Source organism: Povalibacter uvarum (assembly GCF_014202975.1).
In the GTDB taxonomy this organism is placed as follows: Bacteria; Pseudomonadota; Gammaproteobacteria; order Steroidobacterales; family Steroidobacteraceae; genus Steroidobacter; species Steroidobacter uvarum.
Window position 1 is genome coordinate 506,883 of the sequence record NZ_JACHHZ010000002.1, and the last position, 16,019, is coordinate 522,901.

The following is a 16,019-nucleotide window of genomic DNA, read 5'->3' on the forward strand; positions in this document are numbered from 1 at the left end:
TACGATTGCGCCGCCCGACTGCGCGCGAAGAATATCTTCGACCGAGCCACGTAAGCCGCGGCAAAGACTCGGGCCGCGCAATGGGCGCGCGCCCACGCTATTGAAGGAAGAGCCTGTGCATTACTCGACCGGTGCGCGCCGCGTTGCGTGCGTCGCATTGCTGTTGTCCCTCGCCGCTTGTTCCAGCGGCGGCGGCAGCGACAGCGAAACCTCCCGACAGATCGATCTCTCCACCAGTTCGCTGACGTTCAGCGCAGCGTCTCCGGCTGCCGCGGCCCCCGCGGCCCAGACGATTACCGCGACCTTCTCCGAAGGGGTCGTGAACGTCTCGGTCCTTCATACGGGCAACGGCATCGCGGACGTGGTGACAACCGTCAACGGCACGACGGCGCAAATCGTCGTTACGCCCGCTGCACCCTCGACCATCGGCGCGGGCTCGTACTCCGGCACGGTCGCCGTTACCGCTTACTTCTGCGCCGACTCGGCGTGCAGCCGTCTGCAAGCCGGTGGTTCGCGCACAGCGACGGTGAAGTATCAGGTTTCTCCCGTCATCGACTACGTCGCCCCGAACGTCGCTACGGCGGGTGTTTCGGCGACTGCAATCATCCGGGGCATCGGCTTCAGCGGCTTCCCCATCTCGGGCGTGAGGTTCGGCGGTACCGCCGCAACCTCGATGCTCTACATCAGCGACACTGAGGTCAGAGCGGTCTATCCGGCGCTCGCGGCAGGGAGCTACCCCGTTTCGCTGGATATCCCCGACCATCAGGGTGCGATCACGAGCACAGCGACACTCATTGCAGTCGACCCGGTCACGCGCGCGGCACAGACGCTCGCCTGGCCCGCAGGCGTCGGCGTCGTGAAGTCCCTTCGGCACGATGCGCAGCGCGATGCGTTGCTCGTCGCCACGGATATCAGCGGTGGCACGATCGTCCGCTATCCCTACGCCGGTGGCGCATGGGGCGCGCCGACGACAGCTGTTGTCACCAATCTGCAGGGTCTGTCTCTGACCGTCGATGCTGCGCAACTGCTGGCAGTGGCGAATACGCAGGTCGTGTCGGTCGATCCGGAGACTCTGGCTCGCGGCACGGCTATCGAAGCGCCGGCGCTCCCGACCAACAGCTTCCTGAAAAGCATCGAAGTCGCCAATACCAACCTCGCGCTGATCACGACCGGCATCGCCGAGAGCAAGGGGACGGAGCTGTACACGCTCGTCGTGCGAACCAACGCCATCACCAAGCTCGCGGCGAATTTCAACAACGGAACACTCGGAACGTCCGCCGATCGGTCGGTGATCAACCTGGTTCAGGGTGATCCGTCGCTCACGACCGCACCTGCCGTGGTTGCGTTCGCGGCGGGCAACGGGGGCATCTCGAACACAGGTATCGCCATCAATCAGAACACCATCGGGCCGGCGCTCGACAGGGAGGCGACACGACTCGTCCTCAATGGCTTGAACGTCTATGGCGCCAACTACGCGTTGTTGGGCAAGTTGCCGACGACGACGCTTGCGGTCGCACTGCGGCCGGACGGTAAGCGTGCCTTCACCTACGACAGCGCTGCGGGCGCGCTGCTCGTCTTCGACACCTCCACAACGAAGAATGGTGAAGCACTGCCGCAAGTGGGTGCCGCAGTACCGCTCGCTGGAGCACCCGGAGCGGGACCTAAGATGATCATCAGCGCGGACGGCCGCACGCTCTTCCTCGCGGGCGCGACCCAGCTCGTCGTTCAACCGACCCCGGATCAATAAGGCAGCCTTCATGAGAATCCTCATTCGCACTTCTGCCGCTGCCGTGGCAACCCTGCTGCTCGGCGGCACCGCATGGGCGGCCGATGATCGTGCGGTCGACTCGATGCATTTCGAATTCGACTTCTCCAGCATCAACAGCGACACGAAGGACAGCACCTCGGCGGGAACGCTGGGTGCGGATCTGATCGGCACTTTTCCGATCGGCTCCTACTTCGGCGCATCGCTCGCCGGCCACTACGCCAAGTCGACCGTTCGCACGCGTGACATCCTGGAAGACGAAACCGGCGAGCTGCCCGGCAGCAAGCCCTCGTGCAACTTCGACAGCTACGGCGGCGAAGCTGCGCTGTTCTTCCGGCTGCCGAAGTACGGCCGGATCGGGGGCGCCTATGCCAGCGGCACTCTCTCGCCGGATTGCGACGGCGATTCGTCGTTTCCCGTCACCGACAAGGACAAACTCGGCACGGACAGCTACCGCTACTTCGCCGAAGCGTACCTCTGGGACTTCACGGTCGGCGGCTCCTTCACGACCACGAAGCTCGAGGACGCGTCGGAATTCGAGACCACGGAGCTGCGCGCGAGCTGGTATCCGATCGACAGCCTGAAGATCGAACTGTCCGGCAACGATCTCTACGACGAGAACACGTACGCCATCCTTCTCGAACACCAGCCCGAAATGCTGGGCGATGGCTTCAGCGTCCAGCTCGGCTATTCGACGACGGACGAAGATCCGAAGACCAATACGTTCCGGATCGGGCTGTCCTACTTCTTCGGCGCCAAGGTGCCGCTGAAGATTCGCGATCGGCAGTTCCGCTGACGGTTGACGGGAGGAATTCATGAGCCGCAATGCCATCAACGCGCCCGGTGCCGCTGTCGTCGGCCCGTACTCGCACGCTGTAGAAGCCGCGGGCCTCGTGTTCTTCTCCGGCCAGACGCCGCTCGATCCGGCAACCGGAAAACTCGTGACCGGTTCGATCGGCGAACAGACCGCGCAATGCTTCCGGAATCTCTTCAGCGTCCTCGATGCCGCCGGCCTCACGCCCGCGGACGTCGTGAACGTGCAGGTCTACCTCACCGACATGAAGGACTTCGCGGCAATGAACGAAGTCTATGCAACGCAGTTCGCCAAGCCGTACCCCGCGCGAACGACGATCGGAGTCGCGAGCCTCCCGCTGGGAGCGCAGGTAGAGATTGGAATGACGGCGCGCACGCGAGGGGCGTACGCGGTTTGAAGAAGCTCATGCCCGCTTACTTGTTCGCCGCAATCCACCTGTCAATCTTCGCCTCCAGCACTCCCATCGGCAGTGCCCCGTCTCTCAGCACTTCCGTGTGGAACTGCTTGATGTCGAACTTGCCGCCGAGCGCTTTTTCGGCTTTCACGCGCATCTGACGAATCCGGATCTGGCCGATCTTGTAGCCGAGGGCCTGCGCCGGGTTCGCGATATAGCGTTCCACTTCTGCTTCGACGTCGCTCTTCGCCATCGATGAGTTGTCGAGCATGTATTGAATCGCTTTCTCGCGTGTCCAGCCCCGGGTGTGCAGGCCGGTATCGACGACGAGGCGCAGCGCACGAAGCATTTCATCGCTCAGGCGTCCGTAGTACTGATACGGATCGGTGAACAATCCCATCTCCTTGCCGATCGATTCCGCGTACAGCGCCCAGCCTTCGACGTAGGCCGTGTAGTTGCCGCCGAAGCGGCGGAAGCGCGGCAGCTCGGTGAGCTCCTGCTGAATCGAGATCTGGAAGTGATGACCCGGCGCGGCCTCGTGCAGCGACAACGTCTCCATGCCGAATTTCGGCTGCGCTTTCAGGTTGAAAGTGTTGACGTAGAAAATGCCCGGGCGCGATCCGTCGGCCGACGGCTGCTGATAGGAACCGCCGGCGGCGGATTCCGCGCGGAATGCTTCGACGGCCCGCACTTCGTAGTCCGCCTTCGGGAACAGCGAGAAGTACTTCGGCAGGACCGCGTCGATGCGGCGCTTCACGTCCTGGTAGCCCGCGATCAGATCGTCAGCCTTCGTGTAGTAGAACTTCGGATCGTCCTGCAGATACCGGAAGAACGCATTCAGGTCGCCCTTGAAGCCCACTTGCGTCTTCACCTGTTCCATCTCCGCGAGAATGCGCGCGACTTCCTTCAACCCGAGATCATGGATCTCATCGGGCGTCATCTCGGTCGTGGTGCTGTTCTTCACAAGGAAAGCGTACCAAGCCGGGCCATCGGGCAATGCGGTCCACGCAACCGTCGCGCGCGTCTTCGGCAGGTATTCGTCGCGAACGAAATCGTGCAGGCGCCGGTATGACGGATTGATCTTGCTCACGACCGCGTCCCGATACGCCTTCTCGAGTCGAGTGCGATCGGCCGCGGCGAAGCCATCGGGGAACTGCGTCACGGGCGTATAAAAGATGCTCTTCAGCGGATCCTCCGCGATCAGCGCCGCGAGCTGCTTCTGAACGTTCTGCATGACCACGCGCGGCTGCACCACGTTGCGTCTGATGCCTTCGCGCATATTGACGACAGCCTGATCGGACCAGGTGATGTAGTCGTTCATGCGCGCCAGAAACTGATCGTAGTCCTCGACCGTCTTGAACGGCTGCGCGCTGGTGGCCGACGCCAGCACCGGCATCAGCGTCGGGATGCTGAACATCTGATCGATCGGCAGCAGCTCCCCGGGAAACTTCGCGCTTTCGATCGACACCCGGCGTTCGTGCACGAAGATCTCCCAGCTCAGCCGATCTTCCGGCGACAACTTCTTGGGGTCGTACTTGAGCGCCGCATCGAGATAGCTGCGATCGACCTCGAGCGCCATGCGGATGAATTCCGGCGAGATGCTGTTCGTCAGCTTGTCGTCGTACCGGTCGTCACCGATGAACGTGGCCTGCAACGGCGACAGCTCCAGCGACTTCTCGAAGTAGTCGTCGAAGAGCTTGTTCAGTTCGGGCGATGCACCGGGCGCCGCGGCTTGAGCGAGCGAGAGCCCGGCGACTGCCAGCACCAGAGCGAACGTCGATTGGCGGAGAGCGCGCATAGAACCTCGAAGGGCAACAGACAATGAGCAATGAGCAATGAGCAATGAGCAATGAGCAATGAGCAATGAGCAATGAGCAAGAGTGCTTGCTGGGGCGAGCTGATGCAACCGGCGGCTGAACCGGCTGCGATCAGACGCGCGTCCGATGCGACGGTTGTCGCGGGAGTCCTGGGGTTACTTGTGGCTGTCACTCCCGCGAAAGCGGGAGTCCATGCCTCGATGCAGATGGATTCCCGCGTGCGCGGGAATGACGACCGGCTCCCCCTCACCGATACTTCAGCCCTGTCCCGGTATTGAAGATCACCACGCGATCGCTCGGGCCGATGAATTTTCTGTCACGCAACTGGCGCAGCGCCGCCCACGCGGCCCCACCCTCCGGACACACATCGATCCCCGACTTCGCCGCGAGTTCCGCTGTCGCGGACGCGATGTTGGCCTCATCGATGGCGATCGCAGTTCCGCCTGTCTCGCGCAGTGCGCGCACACAGAGGAAACCGCCCAGCGGCGATGGCACTCGCAAACCGTAGGCTTTCGTCTGCGCATTCGGCCAGGGTTCGGTCTTCTCGTTGCCCTCGTCGAACGCTTTGACGACGGGAGCGCAGCCGGCCGCCTGGACGGACACGAATCGCGGACGTCGATCCTGGTCGATCCAACCGAGCGCCGCCATTTCATTGAAGGCTTTCCACATGCCGATCAGGCCCGTGCCTCCGCCGGTCGGATACAGGATGACGTCAGGCACCTCGCCTTCGAACTGCTCGACGAGCTCGTACGCCATCGTCTTCTTGCCTTCGATGCGATAAGGCTCGCGCAGCGTCGATGCATCGAACGTGTCTTTCGGGCCGTGTTCGCGCAGGAATTTTCCAGCGTCGGCGATCGTTCCCTTCACGCGATGAATCGTCGCGCCATACAGCTCGCATTCGTCGAAGAAAGGCTTGGGCGTGTCGATCGGCATCGCAACAGTCACCGGAAGTCCCGCCCGCGCACCGTAGGCAGCCAGCGCGCCCGCCGCGTTTCCAGCGGAAGGCGCCGACAGTGCGCGAGCGCCGAGATGCTTCGCCATCGAAACCGCCAGAGCCATGCCGCGCGCCTTGAAGGAGCCGGTCGGGTTGCGCGCCTCGTCCTTCACCCACACGTTCGGCTCGACCGCGAGCAGAGGCGTATAGCCTTCGGCGAGCGTCGTCTCGTCTCCCTCGATCAGCGGCAGTACTTCGCGATAGCGCCACAGCGTCGGCACGCGCCCGACGACATCACTGCGCTTCCAGCGGATCGATGCCAGGTCGTAGTCGACACGCAGCGGCATGCCGCATTGCCGGCAGACGGTGAGCAGCGTGCGTGGATCGTGGGGAGTCTCGCAGGCGAAACAACGGACGCCCGAGAAGAAGGGGGACAGACGTATTGCACTCATGATTGCGGACTCGCTGCCGTCGATCGCCCGCTCGGGGCGCCGTAATTCGAGGCGTGCAATGTGCCCATGCGGGCCCGGCTGCGCAACTGGGTCACATTCGGGTCATGCGTGGAGAAATGTACGCAGAGACGCTGCGCTCTCGTTATTCCTTCGGACAGCAGCTACTGTTCAGCCTATGCAACTCGCCCGTCGTCTCGCACTCATCGCAGGCAGCTTCCTTATGTCCGCTGCCTGTATCGCTGTCGCCCACACGGTAGCGGAAGGCGATCAGGCGTTCGTCAGCGGCAGCGAAGGACCGCGGATCGTGCCCTTCATCTATCTGGGCGCGAAGCACATGGTCACCGGCTACGACCACCTGCTGTTCCTCGTCGGCGTCATCTTCTTTCTCTATCGACTGAAGGATGTGGCGCTCTACGTGACCCTCTTTGCGATCGGTCACAGCACCACGCTGCTCCTCGGCGTGCTGGCCGGCTGGCACGTGAACGCGTTTCTCGTTGACGCGATCATCGGCCTGTCCGTGGTGTACAAGGCGCTCGACAACATCAATGCCTTCCGCACCTGGTTCGGTATCGAACCCAATCCCCGCTTTGCCGTACTGTTCTTCGGCTTCTTCCACGGCCTCGGCCTCGCAACGAAATTGCAGGACCTGAACCTGCCGCGCAATGGCCTGGTGACGAACATGATCTCCTTCAACGTCGGCGTCGAGATCGGTCAGTTCCTCGCGCTCGGCGTGATCCTGCTGTTCATGAACTACTGGCGGCGGACGGCGAGCTTTCTGCGTCACGCCTATTTCACCAACGTGTTGCTGATGACCGCGGGATTCGTGCTCACCGGCTACCAGCTCAGCGGCTACTTCCTCACATGACCCACTCTTCAGAAACCACTCTCGCAGCGCCTCCGGCGAGCGCAATCACCGCCACCGGCAAGACGCTGCTCCTGAGCACGCTCGGCGCAGCCGCGGTTGCGGCGATCATCGTCGTCGGCGTGATCCTGCCCGCCGAGTACGGCATCGATCCGCTGCGCACGGGTCGCCTGCTCGGCCTCGATGAAATGGCGGCAGCGAAGGCAGTGGCCGCGAACCTCGGGGCCTCGGGGCCGATGCACGAACACGAGCGCAAGTTCTTCACGGGACGCGTCGAGATCGCAGTGAAGCCGCGGGAAGAGCTGGAATACAAGGCCCTGCTGGCCGCCGGCGAACCGATGCTCTACTCCTGGCGCGTGGAAGGCGGCCCGGTGTATTCCGAGTTCCACGGCGAACCCACCGAGGGCGAGTGGCCCGAGGGTTTCTATCAGAGCTACCAGATCAAGGAGTCGACCCCGGCCGAACATGGTTCGTTCGTTGCGCCCTTTACCGGCAACCACGGCTGGTACTGGCGCAATCTGAGCGATCAGCCGGTGACCATCGTGCTCGAGGCAAGCGGGTATTACACAAAGCTGCAGCGGATCGGAGGATAGCGACAGTAGCGCCGGGGCCTTTGAGTCGGGCCGCTGGCGACTGGCCAGAATCAAGAACCGCACATCAGCCCTTCTGGCCAGTCGCCAGCAGCCAGTCGCCAGCAGCCAGTCGCCAGCAGCCCTTCTCCACTGCCCAGTTGGCCCACGAACTTCCCCCCCGGGCATGGCAGAATACGGGTCTCCCCCGCTCATTTCCTGATGGAGAAGTAGATGCGTCTCGACGCTGTTTCGATCGGCCGCGATCCGCCCCGTGAAGTCAATGTCGTCGTCGAAGTTCCGGTGGGCGGCGAACCGATCAAGTACGAAATGGACAAGGCATCGGGAACGCTGGTCGTCGACCGCTTTCTCTACACGTCGATGCGCTATCCGGGCAATTACGGCTTCATCCCGCACACACTGTCGGATGACGGCGATCCTTGCGACGTACTGATCGCGAATCAGCGCGGCATCATTCCGGGCGCCCTCGTCGCCTGCCGGCCGGTCGGCGTGCTGAAGATGCAGGACGAAGCCGGCGGCGATGAAAAGATCATTGCGGTGCCCGTGCCCAGGCTGACGCGCCGCTACGAGAAGGTGCACAACTACACCGACCTGCCCGAAATCACGATCAAGCAGATCGAGCACTTCTTCGAGCACTACAAGGATCTCGAAACGACGAAGTGGGTCAAAGTGCTCGGCTGGGGCGATGCGGAAGAAGCCCAGCGCCTGATCGTCGAAGCGATTGACCGGGCGAAGAACGCCGCCAAGTAGTGCGAGACACCCATGTCGGTCACCTCCCTGCTGCAGCGCGACTCGATCTCCGTGATCGACTATCGCTGCGAAGCCGGGCCGGGTGACCGGCCGTTCACGGAACTGCACCGGCAGTTCTCGATCTCGTATGTGCGCCGCGGCAGCTTCGGCTGCGTCACGCGCGGTCACACATATGAGCTCGTCACCGGTTCGATTCTCATCGGCTCCCCTGGCGACGAGTACTGCTGCACTCACGAGCATCATGACGAAGGCGATGAATGCCTGTCGTTCCATCTCTCCCCCGCGCTGGTCGACACACTCGGCCCTCGCATCGAAGCTCTCTGGCGCAGCGGCAGTCTGCCTCCCCTACCCGAGCTGATGCTGCTCGGCGAGTTCGCGCAGACCATCGCTTCGGGCAACAGCGATGTGGCGCTCGACGAAGCAGGACTGCTGCTCGCGGCGCGCTATGTCGATGTGACGATGGGTCGACGACGCCAGCCGGTACGTGCACACGCCCGCGACCGCCGACGCGCGGTCGAAGCAGCGATGTGGATCGATGCCCACTCTCATCATGAGATCGACTTCGAGCAGGCTGCGCGGCACGTCGGTCTCAGCGCCTTTCATTTCCTGCGCCTGTTCGGACGGATCGTCGGCGTGACGCCGCATCAGTATCTGTTGCGATCGCGCCTGCGTCGCGCAGCCCGGCTGCTCGCCGATGAGGATCGGCAGATCACACAGATCGCTCTCGATGTCGGCTTCAACGACCTGTCGAATTTCGTGCGCACGTTCCATCGTGCCGCGGGCATGTCGCCGCGGGACTTCCGTCGCGCCTCGCGCGGTGATCGCAAGATTCTCCAAGAAGCACTGGGTGCACTGCGCCCAGCATGAGGCTCCTTTTCCAAGGGGCACATCATGTACGACCACATCGGTCTGCGCGTCAGCGATCTGGACGCCAGCATTCGTTTCTATCAGACGGCACTCAAGCCGCTCGGTATCGTTCTCTGCTCGACCTATGAAGGCGGCGCCGGCTTTGGACCTCCAGGCAAGCCGGGCCTGTGGCTGCACGCCGTGAAGCAGGCATCCGGCGGCACCCACGTTGCATTCGCCGCATCGAATCGCGCAGCGGTGTCAGCGTTCTACAGCGAAGGCCGCAGCGCCGGCGGCAAGGACAACGGCGAGCCTGGACTGCGGACGGATTACAGCCCGACCTACTACGCCGCGTTCCTCATCGATCCGGATGGGAACAACGTGGAGGCGGTGTGCCTGAAAGACGGTTGACGGTTGACGGTTGACGGTTGACGGTTGACGGTTGACGGTTGACGGTTGACGGTTGACGGTTAACGGTTGACGGTTAACGGTTGACGGTTGACGGTGAGAGAAGAACCTCTGGTTCTGGCCGTCAACCGTCAACTGCGGACCGTCAACCGATGATCACCCTGAACGGCGTTACGAAATCCTTCGACGGCGGAACGGCATTCGCCGTACGCAATGTGTCGTTCGAGGTGCCGGCGGGTGCGTTCGTCGCGATCGTCGGCGGTTCCGGTTCGGGCAAGACCACCACGCTGAAGACGATCAATCGTCTGATCGACGCCGATTCGGGCTCGATCGCGATCGAGGGAACGCCGATCCAGGCGATCGAGCCGCACGCGCTGCGCCGGCGTATCGGTTACGTGTTCCAGGGTATCGGACTCTTCCCGCACATGAACGTCGCGGCGAATATCGGTATCACGCCGCAGTTGCTTGGCTGGCGGACCGAGGAGATCCGCGCACGAACGATTGAGCTGCTCGATCTCGTCGATCTTCCGCGCGAGTTTGCGACACGCATGCCTTCAGAACTTTCCGGAGGCCAGCGCCAGCGCGTCGGTGTCGCGCGGGCGCTTGCGGCACGACCGTCGATCATGCTGATGGACGAACCCTTCGGCGCACTCGATCCGCTGACGCGCGATGCTCTGGGCGTGAACTATCGCCGCCTGCACGATCGGATGAAGCTCACCACGCTGATGGTGACGCACGATGTGCTCGAAGCCGTCCTGCTCGCCGATCGCATTCTCGTCATGCGGGCCGGCGAAATCGCAGCGGATGGTCCTCCGCGCGAGCTGCTGAACGATCATCCCGATATCGAAGTCCGTACGCTGATGGACATGCCGCGTCGCCAGAGCACGCGGGTGCAATCGCTGCTCGAGAACGGCGCGACGCACCGATGACCTCAGAAGCAAGTGCCTGGACCGCAGCGTGGCGGCTGCTGCCGGAATACGTGAGCGAACACGTAGTACTCAGCGCGTGCGCTCTCGCGCTCGGCCTGCTGATCAGCCTGCCGCTCACTGTACTTGCCGTTCGCTGCCCGCGAGTGCGCTGGCCTGTTCTGGCGTTCGCGAGCGTCATTCAAACCATCCCCAGCCTCGCCCTGCTGGCGTTGTTCTATCCGCTGCTGCTCGCGCTGTCGGCACTCACCCAGAAGCTCTGGGGCACGAGTTTTTCGGCGCTCGGTTTTCTTCCCTCGCTCCTGGCACTCACGCTGTACTCGATGCTGCCGATCATCCGCAACGGCGTGACAGCCATCGTGAATCTTCCGGCGCCGATCGTCGAAGCCGCGCGCGGTGTCGGAATGACGGACGCGCAGCGTTTGTGGCGAATCGAACTGCCATTGGCCACGCCCATGCTGATGGCTGGCGTGCGCACGGCAGCAGTCTGGGTCATCGGCGCAGCGACGCTGTCGACACCCGTCGGCCAGACGAGCCTGGGCAACTACATCTTCTCCGGGCTGCAGGTGGAGAACTGGGTGTCCGTGCTGTTCGGGTGCCTGGCGGCAGCGCTGCTCGCGCTGATCGTCGATCAACTGCTGGGCCTGATCGAAAGCGGCACCGCACGGCGAAGTCCGCTGCGAATCGTCCTTGGGGTTTCGATTCTGGTCGTGGGCTTTGCTTTCGCGGCATTACCGCGAATAGGCGGCTCCGCGACGGCCTACGTGATCGGCGCGAAGAATTTCTCGGAGCAATACATCCTCGCGGACCTCATCGCGCAGCGACTCGGACAGGCCGGCCACGCGTCGACCCAGAAGACGGGACTCGGCTCCGTCATCGCCTTCCGCGCCCTCTCGCGGGATGAGCTCGATGTCTACGTCGACTACTCAGGAACGCTCTGGGCGAATGTCATGCGCCGCACCGACACGCCTGCGCGCGAGGTTGTGCTGAAAGAACTGACAGTCTGGCTCGAGCGCGAGCACGGCATCGCGCTGCTCGGCTCGTTGGGATTCGAGAACGCCTATGCGCTTGCGATGCGCCGCGATCGTGCGGAAGCGCTTGGAATCCGCACTATCGATGATCTGGCCCGGCAGGCCGGCGCGCTACAGATGGGCAGCGACCTGGAATTCTTCGAACGCCCGGAGTGGCAGGCACTGCAGACGGCGTACGGCCTGACCTTCGCTGGCCGGCGCCAGTTCCAGCCGACGTTCATGTACAAGGCCGTTCGCGATGGCGAGGTCGATGTGATCTCCGCGTTCTCGAGCGATGGGCGCATTGCCGCGGACAATCTGATCGTGCTCGAAGATCCGCGTCAGGCAATCCTTCCCTATGACGCAGTGGTACTGCTTTCGCCGCGGCGCGCCAAGGATCCCGCGCTGCATCACGCCCTGGCATCCCTCATCGGCGCGGTCGATATCGAGTCCATGCGCGAGGCGAATCTCGAAGTGGACCGAGAAGTCGGCAAAATCCCCCCAGCGGAAGCCGCCACTCGGCTCGATTCCCGTCTCCGAAATGCAACACTCAGCCCATAGCGTGAGCGCTCGATAGGCGTTCGCCGCTTCGCTCTGACCCGCTTCGGCAGGCTTCAGCGTTCGTTCAACATCGATGCCGCACGCTCCCGGCTACCCGCGTACAAACCACGACGCGGCGGGCCGATCGACGGCCGTATGTTTTGAGCGACATTTGCACGCCGGGCGGGAAACTTATTTGATGGCATTGCGTTGATACGGATCGTCGACCCCCACGCGGCATTCGAGCCGCAGACCCTGAGTCCACCACGGAGTCCCGAATGCGAACTGCAGCCCCCCTCCTTGCGCTTCTGCTGGCAGGATCGCTTGCAGCCCACGCGGATCCGTCTGCACCGGAACGGGCATCCGGCGTACAGATCACCTTCGATTCCATCGATCGCAATGCCGATCGTCGCATCAGCCGCACCGAAGCCGGCTACTACAAGTACCTGATCGATCGCTTCGCATCGATCGATACCGACGGCGACGGTTTCATCAGCCGCGAAGAGCTCTACGCAAGCTTCACCGCGAGCAGCACGCAGTCCACCGCCGGACGCTGAAGCGCGCTGCTCCCTCCTCGAATCGTCACAGCGATCATCGTGATCGCTGAAGTAACGGCGCCTCTGGCATCATGATCCACGCCGCGCGAGCTCCGTGCGGTTCCCGTCGCCAGAGGTTTTCATGTCATCGCCCGAACAGAACTCCATCCTGACCATTGCCTTGCTCGCTGCCTTCGCCGACGGCTCGGGTGACGATCGCGAGCGTGCCGCCATCAAGGGCATTGCCGACTCGCTCGCCGGTGAACACGGAGCGCCGCAACTTCCGCAGCTCTATCAGGACGTGCTGCTCAAGCGCGTGAATCTGCAGAAGGCTGTCGCTGGACTCACGGAGACAGCGCATCGTCAGCTCGCTTACGAGATGGCCGTCTGCGTCTGCGATGCCGATGGGGCTGCGAACGCTCAGGAAGTGGCCTTCCTGAAGGAACTGCGCGCCGCGCTGTCTCTCGACGCGCAACAAGCGCAGCAGGTCGAACAGACCGCAGCCGCGCTCGTCGCGGCGCCGCTGACCGAAACCGCTGCATCGCCTCCGTCGCCTGCTGCATCCACGAGGTCGGATGCGGAACTCGACAAGTACATCTTCAATCACGCGCTCGTGAACGGCGCCATCGAGCTGCTGCCGCAGTCGCTCGCTTCGATGGCGATCATTCCGCTGCAGATGAAAATGGTCTATCGCATCGGTCAGAGCTACGGCGTGCAACTCGACAAGGGTCACATCAAGGAATTCCTGGCGACCGCCGGTGTGGGACTGACCTCGCAGTACGTGGAGCAGTTCGGCCGCAAATTGCTCGGCGGTCTCCTCGGCAGCGTTGCAGGCGGATTGGGACGGGGTGTCGGTAGTGTCGCGACGGGCGCTGCTTTCTCTTTCGCCACTACTTACGCACTGGGCCAGCTGGCAAAGCGCTACTACGCAGGCGGGCGGCAGATGAACACTGCTCTGTTGCAGAGCACGTATCAGTCGCTCCTCGGCGATGCTCGCCAGTTGCAGCAGCAGAATCTGACCCAGATCCGCGATCGGGCACGGACGCTGGATGTGGGGCAGGTGATGCAGATGGTGAAGAACTGAGCAGGCCACTGGCTAGCTGGTCCACAGCTTCCCTGCACCAACTACCGCTGGCAATCGTTCCGCACTGAGGTAGGCTGGGGATCAGGCATTTTTTGCCGAAAGACCATGTCGACCCATCCCGATTCCGACGATCTCGATCGTACCGACGAGCTGCCGCAGCTCGACGTTGTCGCCTACGAGGCTGCGCAGGGCGCAGCTCAGGCCAATGCTCATGGCGCCAATACTCATGACGCGCTGTCGACGACGGATACCTGGCTCGTCGATCCCGAGCCGGAGGGGTTCGTTGAAACACAGGTCCGGGGACGTGCGAACTGGCCGGCACCCGGCAGCGTCGATCTGTCGATCAACATCGACCGGATGCGCCAGCGCATCGCCGCGCTGGAATCGGACCTGGCGACGGCCCGGACGGCCCAGCATGAATTCGAAACGGCGAGCCGGATGCCGGACACGGAGCGCAGCGAGCTCTCATCGCGCATCTCGAACCTCGAAGCCGACAACGCCCACCTTCGCGAACAGCAGGCGATCTCGCATGCGCTGACGCAAAAGCTGCAGCAGCAACTACGCGAACAGGTCGAGACGCACAAGTCCCAGCTCGCGCATCTCGATAGCGCGCGCGAAGCGGATCGGCAGTCGGCCGAGGACCAGCGACTCTCGCTCGAACAGCAACTCGAACGCAGCACGGCCAACTTCACCTCGACTGCGGACGAACACGCGAAGCTGAAGGCAGCGCTCGAAGAGTCACGCGATCTCGCCGCCTCCCGCGCGCGACAGATCGACGAGTTGCAACGCACTGTCATCGCCGAGCACAGCAAGGCGCACGTGCTCGGCCGCAATCTCGCGGCGAAACTGGCTGACTACGACATCGTCTCGAGCATGGTCTCGCAGCGCAATTCGACGATCTCCGCGCTCGAGGGAATGCGCGATGAGCTCGCCGCCCAGCTGGAGCGGGCCTTCGCCGACGGACGCAATCTCACGACGTTGCTCGAACAGGCCAACCAGCGTGCCGGTGCGAGCGAGCGGCTTTCGGCCGAAGTCATGTCGCGCGACGAGAAGCTGTCCGAGCTGAACACGCAGATCGAAACGTTGCATCGCGAGCAGCAGGACAGCCTGCTGGCACGCACAGATCTCGAAAGGGCGATCAGCGAAGCGGAGGCGCGTGCAACAGCCGATGCTCAGCGCCAGCAGGCGCTCGCCGCGGAGATCGAAGGACTGAAAGGTTCGACCGCCGCCCTCATCGAGGAGCGGGACAAGCTGTCCGCGACCGTGAGCGAGCTCGAGCAGCGGGCAGCCGCGTTGGCGCAGGTATCGGAAGAACTGGACAGTGTGAAGCGGGATGCTGTGTCCGTCTGGTCGGAGCTGCAGTCGCAATCCGCCGCGTCAGCGACTCGGCAACAGGAACTGGCTTCATTGCAGCAGTCTCTGGAGCAACAGCGGCACGCGCGCGAGCAACTGCAAGCAGCCCTGCAGGATGCACAGCACAAGATCGAGCGCCTGCATGCCGTGTCCGCCGACGACACGCAGTTGCTCAACGAACGGACCACCGAGATCGCGGGCCTGAAGGGCGAGCTCGAGTCGGCCGCTGCCTCGATTCGCGGACTCGAGCACTCACTACAGGCGCGCAATACGCTGATCGACGATCTGCGAACCGAGATCCGCACGGCGCAGGAAGAGCGCGGCATCATGTCGGAGCAACTCAGCAAGGCGCGGACGCGGGTCAAGAGCATGACCCAGCAGATCTTCAATCGCGACAACCGCATCGCGACGCTCAAGGCGGATCTCGCTGTTCACATCGAAGCGCTGGCGTCGATCCGCCGCGACGTCGATGGAGCCGAAGCCGAGATCGCGACGCCCAAGGAAGAGATCATGGAGCGGTTCCTCGAGCCCGTCGGTCATGACGCCGAGCCGATCGCGCTCAACCGCAAAGTCATGACGATGGGTCGAACGAATGACAATGACATCTTCATTCCCTCGAAGATGATCAGCCGCCATCATGCGCGCCTGCTCGTCGGTCCAAATGCCGTGATCGTCGAGGACGCGGGCAGTACGAACGGCTGCTTCGTGAACGACCAGCAGATCAAGCAGCACGTGCTGCACGAGGGCGATGTGCTGACGATCGGCGATCTGAAGTTCCGCCTCAGCGTGCGCGCCGTGGGTGATCGCCGCGACAACGTCGTTCATCTCAACGAAGGCCGTCGTCACGACGACTGACGCAGTCTCGCCACTCGCTGTCGTTCTGCGCTACAGTCGCGCGCCGCAGGGCAAAGGGCCCTGCTGAACGGAGCGAGCTAGAC

Annotated in this window: 15 protein-coding genes; 13 read left to right on the top strand and 2 right to left on the bottom strand. The window is 63.1% G+C overall.

The window, feature by feature from the left end:
• Nucleotides 1-115 precede the first annotated feature (115 nt).
• Genes HNQ60_RS08470 through HNQ60_RS08480 form a run of 3 tightly spaced genes read left to right on the top strand, consistent with a single transcriptional unit; the run spans nucleotide 116 to nucleotide 2,976 of the window.
• Entirely contained in the window at nucleotides 116-1,747 is a 1,632-nt protein-coding gene (locus tag HNQ60_RS08470; protein ID WP_184330638.1) for an IPT/TIG domain-containing protein, read from the top strand.
• A 10-nt stretch (nucleotides 1,748-1,757) separates the two neighbouring features.
• A complete protein-coding gene (locus HNQ60_RS08475) occupies nucleotides 1,758-2,561 on the top strand; it encodes a hypothetical protein (RefSeq protein ID WP_184330640.1) in 804 nt (267 codons plus the stop codon).
• A 19-nt stretch (nucleotides 2,562-2,580) separates the two neighbouring features.
• Complete coding sequence (locus tag HNQ60_RS08480) at nucleotides 2,581-2,976, top strand: RidA family protein (RefSeq protein WP_184330641.1); 396 nt, start codon at nucleotides 2,581-2,583, stop codon at nucleotides 2,974-2,976.
• A 16-nt stretch (nucleotides 2,977-2,992) separates the two neighbouring features.
• Here HNQ60_RS08480 and HNQ60_RS08485 read toward each other — a convergent pair whose 3' ends face one another.
• Together HNQ60_RS08485 and HNQ60_RS08490 are read right to left on the bottom strand one after the other, a co-directional pair.
• Nucleotides 2,993-4,771, bottom strand: a complete 1,779-nt coding sequence (locus HNQ60_RS08485) for a DUF885 domain-containing protein (protein WP_184330643.1) — start codon at nucleotides 4,769-4,771, stop codon at nucleotides 2,993-2,995.
• 265 nt (nucleotides 4,772-5,036) lie between these two features.
• Nucleotides 5,037-6,176, bottom strand: a complete 1,140-nt coding sequence (locus tag HNQ60_RS08490; RefSeq protein WP_184330645.1) for a threonine synthase — start codon at nucleotides 6,174-6,176, stop codon at nucleotides 5,037-5,039.
• A gap of 175 nt (nucleotides 6,177-6,351) precedes the next feature.
• Between HNQ60_RS08490 and HNQ60_RS08495 the strand changes: the two genes are divergently transcribed.
• From HNQ60_RS08495 to HNQ60_RS08540, 10 genes are all read left to right on the top strand, one after another.
• Nucleotides 6,352-7,041 carry a HupE/UreJ family protein gene (locus tag HNQ60_RS08495; protein WP_184330647.1) on the top strand — a complete coding sequence of 230 codons (690 nt, stop codon included), beginning with the start codon at nucleotides 6,352-6,354 and terminating at the stop codon, nucleotides 7,039-7,041.
• A complete protein-coding gene (locus HNQ60_RS08500; protein ID WP_184330649.1) occupies nucleotides 7,038-7,631 on the top strand; it encodes a hypothetical protein in 594 nt (197 codons plus the stop codon). The genes HNQ60_RS08495 and HNQ60_RS08500 overlap by 4 nt, the downstream gene beginning before the upstream one ends.
• A gap of 210 nt (nucleotides 7,632-7,841) precedes the next feature.
• Nucleotides 7,842-8,378 (top strand): inorganic diphosphatase, encoded by a 537-nt coding sequence (gene ppa / locus HNQ60_RS08505; protein ID WP_184330651.1) that lies wholly within the window; start codon nucleotides 7,842-7,844, stop codon nucleotides 8,376-8,378.
• 12 nt (nucleotides 8,379-8,390) lie between these two features.
• Entirely contained in the window at nucleotides 8,391-9,245 is an 855-nt protein-coding gene (locus HNQ60_RS08510) for a helix-turn-helix transcriptional regulator (protein ID WP_184330653.1), read from the top strand.
• A 24-nt stretch (nucleotides 9,246-9,269) separates the two neighbouring features.
• On the top strand, nucleotides 9,270-9,635 hold the full coding sequence (locus tag HNQ60_RS08515; RefSeq protein WP_184330654.1) for a VOC family protein: 366 nt from the start codon (nucleotides 9,270-9,272) through the stop codon (nucleotides 9,633-9,635).
• A 149-nt stretch (nucleotides 9,636-9,784) separates the two neighbouring features.
• Nucleotides 9,785-10,561 carry an ATP-binding cassette domain-containing protein gene (locus tag HNQ60_RS08520; protein WP_184330656.1) on the top strand — a complete coding sequence of 259 codons (777 nt, stop codon included), beginning with the start codon at nucleotides 9,785-9,787 and terminating at the stop codon, nucleotides 10,559-10,561.
• Nucleotides 10,558-12,129, top strand: a complete 1,572-nt coding sequence (locus HNQ60_RS08525) for an ABC transporter permease/substrate-binding protein (protein WP_184330658.1) — start codon at nucleotides 10,558-10,560, stop codon at nucleotides 12,127-12,129. Before HNQ60_RS08520 ends, HNQ60_RS08525 begins: the two co-directional genes overlap by 4 nt.
• A 257-nt stretch (nucleotides 12,130-12,386) precedes the next feature.
• Nucleotides 12,387-12,665 carry an EF-hand domain-containing protein gene (locus HNQ60_RS08530; protein WP_184330660.1) on the top strand — a complete coding sequence of 93 codons (279 nt, stop codon included), beginning with the start codon at nucleotides 12,387-12,389 and terminating at the stop codon, nucleotides 12,663-12,665.
• 121 nt (nucleotides 12,666-12,786) lie between these two features.
• Nucleotides 12,787-13,728 (top strand): YcjF family protein, encoded by a 942-nt coding sequence (locus tag HNQ60_RS08535; RefSeq protein WP_184330662.1) that lies wholly within the window; start codon nucleotides 12,787-12,789, stop codon nucleotides 13,726-13,728.
• Nucleotides 13,729-13,833: 105 nt separating this feature from the next.
• Nucleotides 13,834-15,936: an FHA domain-containing protein gene (locus HNQ60_RS08540; protein ID WP_184330664.1), complete on the top strand. Its 2,103-nt coding sequence runs from the start codon at nucleotides 13,834-13,836 to the stop codon at nucleotides 15,934-15,936.
• Nucleotides 15,937-16,019 lie beyond the last annotated feature (83 nt).

What these genes read in the sequence shown, in the direction of transcription:
- HNQ60_RS08520 (WP_184330656.1), top strand. Translation starts at nt 9,785, where the DNA reads ATGATCACCCTGAACGGCGTTACGAAATCCTTCGACGGCGGAACGGCA.
- HNQ60_RS08510 (WP_184330653.1), top strand. Translation starts at nt 8,391, where the DNA reads ATGTCGGTCACCTCCCTGCTGCAGCGCGACTCGATCTCCGTGATCGAC.
- HNQ60_RS08525 (WP_184330658.1), top strand. Translation starts at nt 10,558, where the DNA reads ATGACCTCAGAAGCAAGTGCCTGGACCGCAGCGTGGCGGCTGCTGCCG.
- HNQ60_RS08490 (WP_184330645.1), bottom strand. Translation starts at nt 6,176, where the DNA reads ATGAGTGCAATACGTCTGTCCCCCTTCTTCTCGGGCGTCCGTTGTTTC.
- HNQ60_RS08500 (WP_184330649.1), top strand. Translation starts at nt 7,038, where the DNA reads ATGACCCACTCTTCAGAAACCACTCTCGCAGCGCCTCCGGCGAGCGCA.
- HNQ60_RS08515 (WP_184330654.1), top strand. Translation starts at nt 9,270, where the DNA reads ATGTACGACCACATCGGTCTGCGCGTCAGCGATCTGGACGCCAGCATT.
- HNQ60_RS08475 (WP_184330640.1), top strand. Translation starts at nt 1,758, where the DNA reads ATGAGAATCCTCATTCGCACTTCTGCCGCTGCCGTGGCAACCCTGCTG.
- HNQ60_RS08540 (WP_184330664.1), top strand. Translation starts at nt 13,834, where the DNA reads ATGTCGACCCATCCCGATTCCGACGATCTCGATCGTACCGACGAGCTG.
- ppa (WP_184330651.1), top strand. Translation starts at nt 7,842, where the DNA reads ATGCGTCTCGACGCTGTTTCGATCGGCCGCGATCCGCCCCGTGAAGTC.
- HNQ60_RS08495 (WP_184330647.1), top strand. Translation starts at nt 6,352, where the DNA reads ATGCAACTCGCCCGTCGTCTCGCACTCATCGCAGGCAGCTTCCTTATG.
- HNQ60_RS08485 (WP_184330643.1), bottom strand. Translation starts at nt 4,771, where the DNA reads ATGCGCGCTCTCCGCCAATCGACGTTCGCTCTGGTGCTGGCAGTCGCC.
- HNQ60_RS08530 (WP_184330660.1), top strand. Translation starts at nt 12,387, where the DNA reads ATGCGAACTGCAGCCCCCCTCCTTGCGCTTCTGCTGGCAGGATCGCTT.
- HNQ60_RS08535 (WP_184330662.1), top strand. Translation starts at nt 12,787, where the DNA reads ATGTCATCGCCCGAACAGAACTCCATCCTGACCATTGCCTTGCTCGCT.
- HNQ60_RS08480 (WP_184330641.1), top strand. Translation starts at nt 2,581, where the DNA reads ATGAGCCGCAATGCCATCAACGCGCCCGGTGCCGCTGTCGTCGGCCCG.